This window comes from Paenactinomyces guangxiensis (genome assembly GCF_016055185.1).
GTDB lineage: Bacteria > Bacillota > Bacilli > Thermoactinomycetales > Thermoactinomycetaceae > Paenactinomyces > Paenactinomyces guangxiensis.
In genome coordinates this window covers 609,468-622,278 of the sequence record NZ_JAECVR010000001.1, presented here as the reverse complement: position 1 = coordinate 622,278, position 12,811 = coordinate 609,468, and the positions used below count along the sequence as shown (strand labels likewise).

13 protein-coding genes are annotated in these 12,811 nt (G+C 46.9%); 8 read left to right on the top strand and 5 right to left on the bottom strand.

The annotated features are described in order from the left end of the window. The first annotated feature begins 24 nt into the window (after window positions 1-24). The 6 genes from I8U27_RS03140 to I8U27_RS03115 all read left to right on the top strand — a co-directional run bounded on the left by I8U27_RS03140 (window position 25) and on the right by I8U27_RS03115 (window position 6,937). The gene (locus tag I8U27_RS03140) at window positions 25-1,383 is read left to right on the top strand and encodes a TrkH family potassium uptake protein (RefSeq protein WP_181749965.1); all 1,359 of its coding nucleotides are present in this window, start codon (window positions 25-27) and stop codon (window positions 1,381-1,383) included. Window positions 1,384-1,545: 162 nt separating this feature from the next. Continuing rightward, on the top strand, window positions 1,546-3,132 hold the full coding sequence (locus I8U27_RS03135) for a vWA domain-containing protein (RefSeq protein ID WP_181749966.1): 1,587 nt from the start codon (window positions 1,546-1,548) through the stop codon (window positions 3,130-3,132). Window positions 3,133-3,137: 5 nt separating this feature from the next. Beyond that, complete coding sequence (locus tag I8U27_RS03130; protein WP_181749967.1) at window positions 3,138-3,467, top strand: hypothetical protein; 330 nt, start codon at window positions 3,138-3,140, stop codon at window positions 3,465-3,467. A 236-nt stretch (window positions 3,468-3,703) separates the two neighbouring features. Beyond that, on the top strand, window positions 3,704-5,131 hold the full coding sequence (arcD, locus tag I8U27_RS03125) for an arginine-ornithine antiporter (RefSeq protein ID WP_181750520.1): 1,428 nt from the start codon (window positions 3,704-3,706) through the stop codon (window positions 5,129-5,131). A 197-nt stretch (window positions 5,132-5,328) separates the two neighbouring features. Further along, entirely contained in the window at window positions 5,329-5,949 is a 621-nt protein-coding gene (locus I8U27_RS03120; protein ID WP_181749968.1) for a DUF47 domain-containing protein, read from the top strand. After that, complete coding sequence (locus I8U27_RS03115) at window positions 5,942-6,937, top strand: inorganic phosphate transporter (protein ID WP_181749969.1); 996 nt, start codon at window positions 5,942-5,944, stop codon at window positions 6,935-6,937. Before I8U27_RS03120 ends, I8U27_RS03115 begins: the two co-directional genes overlap by 8 nt. Before the next feature lie 43 nt (window positions 6,938-6,980). Here the strand turns inward: I8U27_RS03115 and I8U27_RS03110 are convergent, their stop codons facing one another. The 5 genes from I8U27_RS03110 to I8U27_RS03090 form a co-directional block, all read right to left on the bottom strand. Further along, window positions 6,981-7,292, bottom strand: a complete 312-nt coding sequence (locus I8U27_RS03110; RefSeq protein ID WP_181749970.1) for an AzlD domain-containing protein — start codon at window positions 7,290-7,292, stop codon at window positions 6,981-6,983. Then, a complete protein-coding gene (locus I8U27_RS03105) occupies window positions 7,289-7,993 on the bottom strand; it encodes an AzlC family ABC transporter permease (RefSeq protein ID WP_181749971.1) in 705 nt (234 codons plus the stop codon). The genes I8U27_RS03110 and I8U27_RS03105 overlap by 4 nt, the downstream gene beginning before the upstream one ends. A gap of 96 nt (window positions 7,994-8,089) precedes the next feature. Further along, complete coding sequence (locus I8U27_RS03100) at window positions 8,090-8,704, bottom strand: LysE/ArgO family amino acid transporter (protein WP_181749972.1); 615 nt, start codon at window positions 8,702-8,704, stop codon at window positions 8,090-8,092. A 79-nt stretch (window positions 8,705-8,783) separates the two neighbouring features. Further along, window positions 8,784-9,788: an aldo/keto reductase gene (locus tag I8U27_RS03095; protein WP_181749973.1), complete on the bottom strand. Its 1,005-nt coding sequence runs from the start codon at window positions 9,786-9,788 to the stop codon at window positions 8,784-8,786. A gap of 23 nt (window positions 9,789-9,811) precedes the next feature. Then, window positions 9,812-10,723 (bottom strand): zinc dependent phospholipase C family protein, encoded by a 912-nt coding sequence (locus I8U27_RS03090; RefSeq protein WP_181749974.1) that lies wholly within the window; start codon window positions 10,721-10,723, stop codon window positions 9,812-9,814. Window positions 10,724-10,957: 234 nt separating this feature from the next. On the opposite strand from I8U27_RS03090, the gene I8U27_RS03085 reads away from it, so the two are divergent. Together I8U27_RS03085 and pepV are read left to right on the top strand one after the other, a co-directional pair. Next, window positions 10,958-11,353 (top strand): VOC family protein, encoded by a 396-nt coding sequence (locus I8U27_RS03085; protein ID WP_181749975.1) that lies wholly within the window; start codon window positions 10,958-10,960, stop codon window positions 11,351-11,353. Beyond that, window positions 11,350-12,765 carry a dipeptidase PepV gene (pepV, locus tag I8U27_RS03080; RefSeq protein ID WP_181749976.1) on the top strand — a complete coding sequence of 472 codons (1,416 nt, stop codon included), beginning with the start codon at window positions 11,350-11,352 and terminating at the stop codon, window positions 12,763-12,765. Before I8U27_RS03085 ends, pepV begins: the two co-directional genes overlap by 4 nt. Window positions 12,766-12,811: the final 46 nt, after the last annotated feature.

Sequence of the window (12,811 nt, the reverse complement as noted above, 5' to 3'; positions counted from 1 at the left end):
AATGTTCAGCGGAAGGAATGTCTTATGAATCAGGTGCAGAACGGTTTTGTTAAAAAGTTATCTCCGCCCCAGGTGCTGGTAATCGGCTTTGCCGCCACGATTTTGGCAGGGGCATTTTTGTTGTCATTGCCGATTTCTACAGAGAACGGACAGCCTCTTCCTTTTATTGACGCCCTGTTTACAGCGACATCGGCAGTATGTCTAACGGGGCTGGTAGTGGTGGACACCGCCACTACTTTTAGCACGTTTGGGGAAATGGTGATAATGATTCTCTTCCAGGTGGGCGGGATTGGAATAATGACATTTGCCACTTTTTTTGCACTCCTCGTCGGAAAAAAGATTGGTATTCGTGAACGCCTTATTTTAAGAGAAGCGTTTAACAAGATTGATATGCAGGGCGTGGTAAGGCTTGTATTAGCGGTTGTCATCATGACCCTGGTGATTGAGGGGGTAGGATTTATTATTCTTTCTCTTCGCTTTATTCCTGAATGGGGGTGGGGAAAAGGCCTCTATTATGCCATGTTCCACTCTGTGTCCGCTTTTAATAACGCGGGCTTTGACTTGTTCGGCGACTATGAGAAATTTAGCAGCCTCGTTCGTTATGTGGGAGATCCGGTGGTTAATTTGACGATCGGTGGTCTCTTTACTCTGGGCGGCCTTGGTTTTATTGTGATACTGGAACTGGTCGAGTATCGGGTTACCAAACGACTCAGTTTACATACCAAATTAGTATTGACCATGACCGGAATTCTCATTTTCGTTGGTATGGTGGTGATTTTAGCCATTGAATGGAGGAATCCCGCTACTTTGGGTAACTTGCCATGGTATGACAAGCTACTCGCTTCCTTTTTTCACTCTCTCACACCGCGTTCGGCGGGATTTAATACGCTCAGCCTGGCGGATATGTATCCGGCCACTTTATTCTTTACCCTCTTCCTTATGTTTGTTGGGGCATCTCCGAGTTCTACGGGTGGGGGAATTAAAACAACTACCCTGGCCACGATTTTACTGGCAGTGTGGGGAATGATCCGCGGGCGGGAGAATGTGGTTACTTTTCGACGCAGGATTCCTTATAACCAGGTTTATAAAGCGTTGACAGTTACCGTTGCTTCCATCACTGTGGTGTTGATCGTCACCATGCTCTTGACCATCACAGAAAATCCAAACAATATTTTAACAGCCATGTTTGAAACAGTCTCCGCTTTTGGAACCTGTGGATTATCAATGGGACTCACCAGTGAGCTCAGTTTAGAAGGAAAGATTCTCATCACAATTACAATGTTCGCCGGCCGGCTCGGCCCTCTCACTATTGCCATGGCCTTAGCCAGAAGCCTAAAACAGCCGCCGTATCGATATCCCGAAGAGAGGCCGCTGATCGGGTAACTGATCCTGTACCAGGTGTTTTGCCGGGTGTTGTCAAATGTTACGGAATCGAGTAATCTAAATACAAACTGGGCAAGTAAACGATTGAGAGTCTTGGGATTAAAAAAGATGATCTTTTTCACCCGCAATGCGAAAGACAGAGTAAGTCCAAAGGAGGTCCCTATGCGACCGGCTAAGCGTCTTTTGATCGCATGTTTGATTTGCTTCAGTTGGACACTGAGCGGTTGTGCATCCGTCATTCAACAAATCCAACAAACCACTGGCAGTAAAATTGAAAAAGTGGATGAACTGGCTTCACAGGCAGCGGAGGAAGAAGAAGCGGAAGAGAAAGTCATTGTAAAAGAAGATGAGATCCCGAAAAGCCCTTCTCCTCATATTGAGTTAAAACAAATTTTGAATGATATTGGCAAAGGCAAGTATGCAGGGGATAACTATGATCAGTCCAAAGTTACCAAAGCATTGAATCAAATGCCAAAGGGTTTATCTGAAGATAAGGCATATGCTTACTTACTGGGGCTGGTCGGTGAAAGTTATAAAAAAGATGTGGAAATCTTTGATGGGATGGAAAACCCTGATTACGGGGAAAAGCTGCGCGCGTTGGAAGCTTTAATACCTCCGAAAGCGAAAGAGAAACCTCCGGCGGCGAAACCAAACCCTGCACAAGCTCAAAAACCACCTGAACCGCCACCTAAAAAGGCAAATATTGTTGTCCTTCTCGATGCCAGCGGAAGCATGGGCGGAAAAATGGACGGGCAAGAGAAAATGGCCGAGGTCGAGGAAGCGATTCGTGATTTCGCTGCGAAACTCCCTAAAGAGAGATACACATTAACCCTCCGTGTCTACGGACATAAGGGCAGCAATAAGAAAAAGGATAAAGCCCTCTCATGCTCGGATGTAGAGAAGGTGTATATGGCTAATCAATATGATGCCAAAAAACTTGCATCGGTCTTTAACAAGGTAAATCCTACGGGTTGGACCCCCTTTGCTTATGCGATCAGTTCGAGCTACCAGGATATGCAAAAAGGTACTCCCGACACAGTAGAAAATATGGTGTTGGTGATCAGTGACGGTTCAGATACTTGCGGCGGGAATCCGCTGGAAGCTGCTCGATTGATAAACCGGTCTCAGTTTCGCGCAAAAGTCCATATTATCGGTTTGGATGTAGAACATGAAATAGAAAACGAGCTGAGAAAAGTGTCTGATATCACCGGCGGAGATTATCGGACAGTGGAGAACGCAGAAGAGTTGAAAGAAACCTTGCAAACCCGTGTAAAAGATGTTCAGCAGCTGAATGCCCCATGGGCACAGAGGGCCGCGGAAGCCATCTACCAGTCATATCGCTACGATGATCAGCGGCTGGAAAAGCATTATGAAAAGATAGTAACAAAATCGGATCAAGAGTATAAGCGCCTGGACGAAGCGAATGATTACATCAAGGAGAAGGGGAAAATCGACGGAGAAGCCTGGGTTGAAATTGGCAGTTGGATCGACCACCGTTGGAAACAGGTGGGGGGTTATGCCGACGAGCGTCAGGAAAATATTGGTGAAGCCTTAGACGAAGAATGGAAGGAAAGCTTTGGAGAGCTTGAAAAGGTCTGGCAGGAAAACGGCGGAAAACCGCAGGATCTGGCAAAGATCAAACGGGAAAAGATCGAAGAAGAACTGGAAAGCAAAATCCGTGAGGGTAAAGATCGGATAGGGAAAATGCGCGTGCCGGTAGGCGAAACAGCAACAGATCGTTCGGAGTGAATCAGATGACAACCGCAGCTTATGAAATCCGCTTCGATGAGCGGCTCGGAATTGATCGTCCGGTTTTGCATGTTGACTATGAGACATTGTCAGATGAAGTGCAACAGGAATTTGAAATGAAATGCCAGCAGATCTGTGCCCGGATTCCGGAGCGGATCAAACGGTTTGAACGTGAATATATGGAGCGGTTTGAGGCGTTAAAAGAAGCGGAAGATGATGAAATCTTTTTCAATCTGACTGATGAGATGAATGAAATATCGAAAATCATCTGTGACTTGAACATTTTGTTTTTGTATATTGAAGGGACATTTATTCCCTCAAGTTCCCATGCATGAAGGAAAAAGCGCTGTACGGGAGGAAATTCTCCTGACAGCGCTTTTTTCTGTTTACCATACTTTTACACTTTGCTATGGCAGAGAGGTAAATTACGATACATAAGTATTTGTTCTTATACAGAGAACAAATGACACTGCAAATTTTGCGGGCGGAAGTTCTTTGCAACAAGAAATTCTCCGGAACGTGATCATAAGAGGTAAAGGAATATGTGAATGAAAAATATTGGAGTGGTTGTTTGGTGGGAAATAAACAGTTGAATTTATGGGCACTTATGGCTGCTGTGGTCGGCACCATGATTGGCGGAGGAGCTTTTAACCTGCCAAAGGATATGGCTGCGGGTGCCAATAGCGGCGGCGTAATGATTGCCTGGGTGATTACGGGTGTGGGAATGATATCTCTTGCCCTTGTTTTTCAAAATTTGTCCAACCGAAAGAGCGAATTGGCCGGGGGGATTTACAGTTATGCCCGCGCTGGTTTTGGCCCTTTTATCGGTTTTAACAGCGCCTGGGGATACTGGATCGCTACTATACTCGGAAATGTCGCTTTTGTGACTCTTCTCTTTGGTTCATTCAGTTACTTTTTCCCTGTTTTCGGGCAAGGGAATAATTTGCCCTCCGTGATTGGCGGTACTCTGTTCGTCTGGGGGATTCACTGGCTGATTTTGCGCGGTATCAAAGAGGCTTCATTTATTAATATCATCACCACCATTGCCAAGTTGATACCCATCTGTCTTTTTATTGTTGTAATGATCTTTATGTTTCACAGAGGGATCTTCCTGACCGATTTCTGGGGGAAAGGCACCGGCTTTCATTGGAGCTCGGTATTGACACAGGTCAAAGACACCATGCTGGTAACCTTATGGGCTTTTGTCGGAGTGGAAGGAGCGGTTGTTCTCTCGGGAAGAGCCAGGCGACACCGGGATGTCGGTAGGGCAACGGTTATTGGACTTGTGGGGACATTGATGGTTTATATGTTGATCTCTATTCTTTCACTCGGTATTATGCCTCGCGAAGAGTTGGCCAAATTACCGGAACCTTCCATGGCGTTTGTATTGGAATATATCGTTGGGGACTGGGGAGCGATTGTCATTAATCTGGGTCTGACTGCGTCACTGCTCGGAGCAATGCTCAGCTGGACCCTGCTGGCTGTTGAGATTCCTTATGTTGCAGCAAAAGATGGTATGTTTCCGAAGAGCTTTGCCCGCGAAAACAAAAACAACAGTCCGGTGATTTCACTATGGTGGACAAGTTTCTTGACTCAAACCTTTATTATTATTGTTCTCTTTGCTGAATCCACTTATCAAATTGTTTATTCGATGGCGAGTGTAGCCGTTTTAATTCCCTATCTTTTCTCGGCTCTGTATCAATTAAAGTTACTGAGGACGGAAGATACCTACAGTCCGGGAAGCAAGGAGATGGTTACAGACCGCCTGATCGGCGGAGTCGCAACTCTGTACGCGGTTTGGCTCTTATATGCTGCCGGCCCGGAATATTTACTCATAGTTGCTGTGTTGTATGCAGTGGGAATCCCTCTGTTTATCCAGGTTCAACGGGAATATAAGAGAAGGTGGTTCTCTGCTTTTGAATGGTTCCTAGCGCTGGGGATTATACTATTAGGAGGATATGAGGTCTGGATGATGGCAACCGGACAAATTGCCCCTTAATCTTCGGCAAGCGGGATGAATCCCGCTTACGGAAGTGATTCATGGCGGACTGAGTTTTTGGATTGTAAAGATTATATTAAGATTATATTAATCAAACATAAATAATTCGTGACGAGTGCGTTGAGATGATTTTCAGCGCGCTTTATTAAGAGTAAGATAAGCTTTGGTTAAGATTATATTAACGGGAGGAAACAAAGGTGCTTTTTAACCGTTCAAAAGATCAGCTTTTTTATCAACTGATGGTAGACGCAACAGCTAACATCTGTGAAGCGGTCCAACTGTTCAGGGAGAATGTTGAGACTCTGGAAGAAAAAGAAAAATATGCCGAACGAATCAAAGAACTGGAATCGAAAGGGGACGAATATACGCACCTTTTAATCAAAGAGCTTAACCAAACTTTTGTCACACCTCTTGACCATGAAGATATCTTAAAACTGGCGACCAATTTGGATGATGTGCTGGACGGAGTTGAAGCTTGTGCGGCGCGTTTTGTCTATATGCATGTGGACAAATCAACTCCCTATCTCGTCAAATTTGCAGAAATTCTGGAAGAATGCGCCCGTCAATTGCAAGATTCATTTATCGCCCTGGAGAAGAGGGATTATGCCACGATTCGGAAGATATCAATCGAAATTAATAACCTGGAAAATGAGGGCGACAAGTTGATGAGGGAAAGTGTCAGCACCTTATTTGAAGAACCGGTCAATCCGGTAGAGTTGATAAAAATGAAAGAGATTTACGAAAGACTGGAAGACGTAACTGATACATTTGAAGATTTGATGGACCTCATGGAAAGTGTGGTAATGAAGTATGCTTGATCCATTTTGGGTGCTTGTCGCCGTGATCGTTCTCGCTCTTGCGTTTGACTTTACCAACGGGTGGCACGATACGGCGAACGCGATTGCAACGGTTGTGGGGACTCGCACGCTCTCGCCGGGAATGGCCATCGCGATGGCTGCCGTGCTTAACCTGGTGGGTGCTTTTTTTTCGACTGAGGTTGCCAAAACAATTGGAAAAGATATTGTTGATCCTAACGGAATTACACAAATTGTACTTATCTCTGCCTTACTGGCGGTGATTACCTGGAATGTTGTCACGGTATTGATGGGATTGCCTACCAGTTCTTCTCATGCACTGATTGGCAGTTTGGTGGGAGCAGCGCTGGCATTTAAGGGGCCTGAGGTGCTTCAGGTCAAGGGGATCATCACCATTTTGATCGCTTTGCTGGTTTCCCCGGTTCTGGGGGGATTATTGGGCTTTGCTCTTATGAAAGTTATCCGTAAATTTTTCCAAAATACCCCCGGCTCCAAGGTGAAACGCATTTTTCGCCCTTTTCAGATCCTCTCTTCCGCATTTATGGCCTTTAGCCATGGGGCGAGCGATGCGCAGAAGGCAATGGGGATTATCACTCTGGCTCTGGTGACAGCCGGATACCAGCAAGAAATGAAAGTTCCTTTCTGGGTTGTCGTGGCTGCAGGGACAGCAATGGCGCTTGGCACAGCCATGGGCGGAAGAAAGATTATTCATACGATTGGGTCACGACTCAGCCGTTTGGAAGCGCCCCAGGGATTTGCCGCTGAGACCGGGGCTGCGCTCCTGTTGACCACAGTTGCTAAAATCGGTATTCCTGTCAGTACCACCCATACCATTACAGGTTCCATTATCGGAGTGGGTTCCGCGGAACGGGTGAGAAGTGTCCGTTGGACAGTAGCGACCAAAATCGTGTATGCCTGGATTTTAACTCTCCCCGGTACGGCCTTGATGGGATTTCTGTTCTATCTTGTTTTGCGCTTTTTGGAGAACTAAAAAACTGAGCATCCGCTTTCACCGGGCGGATGCTTTTTTCCTTTTATAACCAAAAGCGAGACAGCCAAACTGCAAAAATCGAACCTATGATGATTACCAGGATGGGCAGGCGCAGTATAGCAAACAGACAGGCCACTGCGCCGCCGATTAGTCCAATCCAGGGATTGGCCGCATCTATGCTTAAAATACCGGGAAAAATCAGGGCACCCAGAGCCGCGTAAGGGATGCTGTTCAGCCATCTGCCGAATGCCGGAGAGAGTGACAATTTTTCCAGTATAAAAACGGGCAAAAGGCGGGGTAAATAAGTAACAACAGCCATCCCAACCACGATGAGCATCATTTGTCCCACATTCATTGCTCCTCCTCCTTTTCATACACAAATATGCCCGCCACACTGCCAAAAATGGTTGCCAGAACTACGGACCAGCCTGTACTGAATACCTGGTTGAAGAGAGTACATAAAATCATACTGGCGGCCGCAATGAGTCCAACGCGCCATGCTTTTTGCGCAGCGGGGACAAGAAGCCCGATAAACATCGCGTAAAGAGCAATTGACATACTGTCACTGATGGAAGCCGGGATCAGCTGATAGAGAACTGCCCCGGCCCATGTACCGGCAATCCATGAGGCATAGGCTGTTGTAAAAAGGCCGAGGACAAAAAAATGATGTAAGCGGGAGCCGTTTTCTGAAGCTTCTAAAGAGGCGACGGCAAAGCTCTCATCAGTGACACCAAACGACAGTAAGCTTTTCCAACTCTTGGGGACGTGACGCAGTATATTCATCATGGAAAGGCTCATGATCAGATGGCGAAGGTTCAAGATAAATGTAGCGATCACAATCTCCAGCCCGGCTGTACCGCTGACCAGCATATTCACAGCCATAAATTGGCTGGCACCTGCATAAACCAGTATGGACATCAAGATCGTCGGCAGAATCGGCAAGTCTGCCTGACGAGCCAGTACTCCAAACGCGATCGCAATCGGAATATAACCAACCACAATGGGGAGCCCCTTCTTCGATCCTTGCAGAAAATGGGCAAGAGCCGCAGAGTTCATATTCACTCCTCCGTTCGCCAGAATGAAATGTTTTTATAAGATTGTGGCAAAATTTCCATTATAGAGGGGGGCTTGCCGGGGGACAAAAAACTGCCATCACAGAGAAGTAGTCAACTCGATTCCCAAATACACAGCCACTCCCCATATAATCAATGCAGATAATTTGTTAATCCGCCTGAGCCAACGTCCCTCGGGGTCCATATGGCCCACAACCCGGCCAGCGATTGCCAAACCGAGAAACCAGAGCCAGGAGACGATGATACAGGCGAAGGTGAATATCCATTTCGCTTCGTCTGTATAATGAAGTGAGCTTGTCCCAATCACGCCGATCGTATCAAGAATGGCATGGGGATTGAGCAAAGAAACAGATGCGGCAAAAGCGATCTGTTGTTTGGCGGACAGTTGCCCGGAACCATTTTGCGATGAGGGTTCTGATTTCCAAATCACCCAGCCCATATAAAGCAGGAAAAAAAAGCCGATTGTAAACAGAATCATTTTGATCCAGGCAAAGGTAAACACAATCACGGAGACACCGAGCACGGCCAGCAGAATGAGCAGCGTGTCACAGACCGAAGCCATGATGACTGCAGGCAGGGCCCACCACAAAGACGGCTGTGTAGCTCCCTGGTTAAATACAAACACATTTTGCACTCCAAGCGGAATAATGAGTCCAAATGCGAGTACAATACCATGGATGAGCGCTTCCAGCATAATTTCCCCCCTCTTGTAAACAAAACCGAGCCGATAAAGTTTACTTTTTCGGCTCGGTCTATCTTTTTTTAGAATAAATTTATTTTACAGCAGAACGAAGCGGGGGTCCAGAGTTGGGATTGGGCGGTACAGGGTTGGTCACGGTTTCTGAGACGATTTTTTCAATCTGTTCCAATTCGTCTTTGGATAAGTTCCAATTCATGACACCTTCTATTTCGGCCAATTGATCCGGACGGCGTGCTCCCCATAAAACCAGTGAAACTCCGGGTTGGTCCAATGCCCAGCGCACCGCTAATTGAGCGACCGTTTTCCCTCTCCCGGCAGCCATTTGCTTAAGCTTTTCCACTGCCGCAAGATACTGTTTAAACCGTTCGCCTTGAAACATCGGATGGCGGTGGCGGAGATCATCTTCCGGGAAGGTGGAATTTTCATCAAATTTGCCGGTCAATAGAGCGTGAGCCAGTGTTCCCCAGGTGAGGGTGCCGATGTTATGTTGTTTACAGTAACGGAATACCGTCTCCTTCAGATGGTCTGTAAACAGGCTCAATGGCGGCTGGTTACTATGAAGAGGTGCCACCCGGCGCCATTCATCCATTTGTTCCGGATTGTAGTTGCTCACTCCGATCGCACGGATTTTTCCTGCTTTGTATAATTGATAAAGTGTTTCGGCTGTTTCTTCGATCGGTGTCTCCGGATCGGGCCAATGAATCTGGTATAAATCTATGTAATCGGTACGCAGGCGGCGCAAACTGTCATCCACTTCTTTTAAAATGCGTTCCCGTGTAGAGTTGCGCCAGACCCGTTTCGGATCACCACCCCACTCCAATCCGCATTTGGTGGCAATCATCACCTGATCACGCTTTCCAAATTCTGCAACGGCCTTGCCGCAAAACTCCTCAGATACTCCAAAACCGTAGACGGGAGCGGTGTCGATCAGATTCATGCCCATCTCCAGAGCCCGAAGGATGGTCTGGATTGACTCTTTTTCATCCGTTCCTCCCCAGGCCGTTCCACCGATTGCCCATGTACCCAGGCCGATACGTGGAACTTTTAAATCAGATGTTCCCAATTGAATGGTTTCCATAAATCTACCTCCTCACAAAACTATTATACCAGAGGGTCTGACAGCCGGTTTACCAGATTGAGAGAACAGTCTTTGCCTGTATCATAAGAACGGTCACCGATTTGTTCAGCTAAAGTTTCTCTTGTTTCTTTTCCGCCGTTTTCCCAGTAGTGATAAACATTTGTTAAGATTGATTTCCCTTCGGCAACTGCCATCTCCCATAAATCCCAGAAGCTCTCGTTATGCGTTTCCTCAGGAACTGCGGGATGAGTCCACATATTCTGGTTGATATTAAGAAAATCGCGGGATGGAATGCGTTTGGAATGACGGAATGGCTGGATTTTTCCCAGTGTAAGCAGCCATTTGATCCCCCAGGGATCAAAAAAGAGGCGCAATGCTTTTTTCATATCCCGGTAGGCAGCACTATATTCATGGGGTTGCAATTCTCCGGCTGCTTCCGGGTAATACTTACAAGAAACTTGATGCAGGGTTTCTGCCAGCTCGGGAGGAAGCTCATGTCCGATGTCGATTTCAGGAACGACAGATGTACGCCATACCTCTATATTTTTTAGATTTTTGGCAACCAGTGTATCAATGGCCACTTCTAATCTTTGATGTTTAAACTTTTGATATCCTGCCCGGTAATGGATATAGGGATGGGCAGTCCGGTCCAGGATATGGTGAGTGACAAAACCTGCCACATAATCCTGAAGTGTGGGTACTGATTTGGCAGCATCAATCAGATCCATTAAGACGGGTCCGCAATGACAAGTGTGAAAAAGGTCACCCAGCCTGCTGACACGATCATCTTTGATCCATGGCCAAAAGCGGTGGAAGAACAAAAAATCAGGCCCCTGGCACCCCAGTTGAAAGAAAGGGCGGTTTTGCGGTTCAGGGAGATTTGCTTGTTTGATAACATGATTTCCAAACAAGATATGGGTCCAGGCATACGGCACAAAAAACGCCTCCTTAAAGATTGTTCTTCTTCTCATACATGTTTTCGTTGTGAAGACGAAATTTTCCTGTTATTATTCGGGATTTGGTTTGTGGAGAAGCAGCATGATATATTGGATATGTTACATAGGCAATTTGTTGGCTTTTTTCTCAGAAAGCCTGCCTCCCCGGCATGAGTAAACTTTCATCCCCGGGTTGTGCCGATCAGTCATGGGAGAAAAAACACGGAGGATATCATGGGAATTCATCATATAGAGTTTTGGGTGCGGAACTGGACGCTGTCCCGTCCGTTTTATGATGGTTTATTCCGGCTGGTGGGCTGGAAGAAAACTAGTCCTGTTGCATACTTTAATAATGAGACGGAGATCTATTTTGTAGAAAAGCCGGGACTGGAGAAACAGAGTACAGTCGGGCCAAGGCATATTTGCTTGACAGCCGGGAACCGGGAAACGGTAGAATCTGTTTCTCTCTGGCTCAAACGACAAAAGGCTGAAATTATACGCGGACCGGTGGAAATACCCCAGTATTCACCCGGATATTATACCGTCGATTTTCGCGACCCTGATGGCTATATATGGGAAGTGGCTTATGCACCCAATATGAAATTGACAGAGATGGAGGGTCAACAATGAATGAGATTAACTGGTATCAAGAGGTATTAAACCGCAAAAAAGAGCTGCTCAAGCGATGTCATGAATTTTTGGCCATTGAAAGCGTCCTGGATGAGTCAACCGCGGGGGTGGGTAGGCCGTTTGGGAGAAAGGTGGCCGAAGCTCTGGAGTTTATGTTGAATTTAGCAGAGCAGGATGGGTTTCAAACCAAAAACGTAGATGGTTATGCCGGACATGTGGAATATGGCGGGGGAGATGAATTGATCGGTATCCTGTCCCATGTTGACGTTGTCCCGGCGGGAGATGGCTGGACTTCTCCCCCCTTCTCACCGGAAATTCGGGAAGGAAAACTGTATGCCCGCGGGGCGATTGATGATAAAGGGCCGACCATGGCTGCCTATTTTGCACTCAAAATTGTCAAAGAACTGGGTTTACCCCTTTCTAAGCGTGTCCGCCTTATTTTGGGAACGGATGAAGAGTCCCAGTGGCGCTGTGTGAGCCATTACTTTGAACACGAAGATATGCCGGCGATGGGCTTCACTCCCGATGCTGATTTTCCGATTATCAATGCGGAAAAAGGCTTTTTGGATATCAAAGTGGTAGGTCTGCCCGATGACAGGGAAGAATCCCGGGGGGAATGGACGCTTATGAGTTTTGAGGCCGGGCAACGTGTCAATATGGTTCCTGATTACGCCATGGCGAAACTGAGCGGGGACGGGGATGTTTTTGAACTGAAAGAGAAAGTGCAGGATTTTTTGCTGACTTACCGCATTCAAGGATATGCCGAGGAAGCGGATGATCACTTAAAAATCGTTGTGAAGGGCCGCTCTCATCACGGATCCGAACCGGAAAAGGGACAGAACGCCGCTCTGGAATTGGCACGGTTTATGGACCGACTGCCACTTGATCCAAATGGAGCCAACTATATTAAAATGATCAACGATCTCCTGGTGGACAGTTTCTTTGGTGAAAAGTTCTCCATTGCCCAGGAGGACAAACTTGTGGGCAAGTTAACCGTGAATGCCGGAGTTTTCGGTTACACAAAAGGAGACCAGCACTTTGTCCGTCTCAACGTCCGCTATCCCACTTCCGGTGACAGCGATGCACTGTTAAAGAGAATTGAAGAAAAAGTGGCCGACTACAATTGTAAAATCACCGATTTGGATCATAAGCCCGCTCATTACTGCGACCCGGACCACCCTCTTGTCACCGCGCTGGCGAGAGTATATGAGGCACAAACCGGGGAAAAAGCTGAACTGCTGGCCATTGGCGGCGGGACGTATGCCCGTGTGTTGGATACGGGAGTCGCTTTTGGGCCGCTTTTCCCCGGCAAGGAAGAGAAGGCCCATCAAAGGGATGAGTATATTGAAGTGGAAGATTTGCTAAAAGCGACAGCAATCTATGCCCAGGCCATTTATGAACTGGCAAAATAAAAGTGGGATAAAGTAAAACCCGGGTCTTGCGGACTCGGGTTTTTTA

Coding starts and splice junctions, on each gene's coding strand:
- I8U27_RS03105 (WP_181749971.1), bottom strand. CDS start 7,993: ATGAACTCTGCGGCTCTTGCCCATTTTCTGCAAGGATCGAAGAAGGGG.
- I8U27_RS03130 (WP_181749967.1), top strand. CDS start 3,138: ATGACAACCGCAGCTTATGAAATCCGCTTCGATGAGCGGCTCGGAATT.
- I8U27_RS03115 (WP_181749969.1), top strand. CDS start 5,942: ATGCTTGATCCATTTTGGGTGCTTGTCGCCGTGATCGTTCTCGCTCTT.
- I8U27_RS03110 (WP_181749970.1), bottom strand. CDS start 7,292: ATGAATGTGGGACAAATGATGCTCATCGTGGTTGGGATGGCTGTTGTT.
- I8U27_RS03100 (WP_181749972.1), bottom strand. CDS start 8,704: ATGCTGGAAGCGCTCATCCATGGTATTGTACTCGCATTTGGACTCATT.
- I8U27_RS03140 (WP_181749965.1), top strand. CDS start 25: ATGAATCAGGTGCAGAACGGTTTTGTTAAAAAGTTATCTCCGCCCCAG.
- pepV (WP_181749976.1), top strand. CDS start 11,350: ATGAATGAGATTAACTGGTATCAAGAGGTATTAAACCGCAAAAAAGAG.
- I8U27_RS03095 (WP_181749973.1), bottom strand. CDS start 9,788: ATGGAAACCATTCAATTGGGAACATCTGATTTAAAAGTTCCACGTATC.
- I8U27_RS03085 (WP_181749975.1), top strand. CDS start 10,958: ATGGGAATTCATCATATAGAGTTTTGGGTGCGGAACTGGACGCTGTCC.
- I8U27_RS03135 (WP_181749966.1), top strand. CDS start 1,546: ATGCGACCGGCTAAGCGTCTTTTGATCGCATGTTTGATTTGCTTCAGT.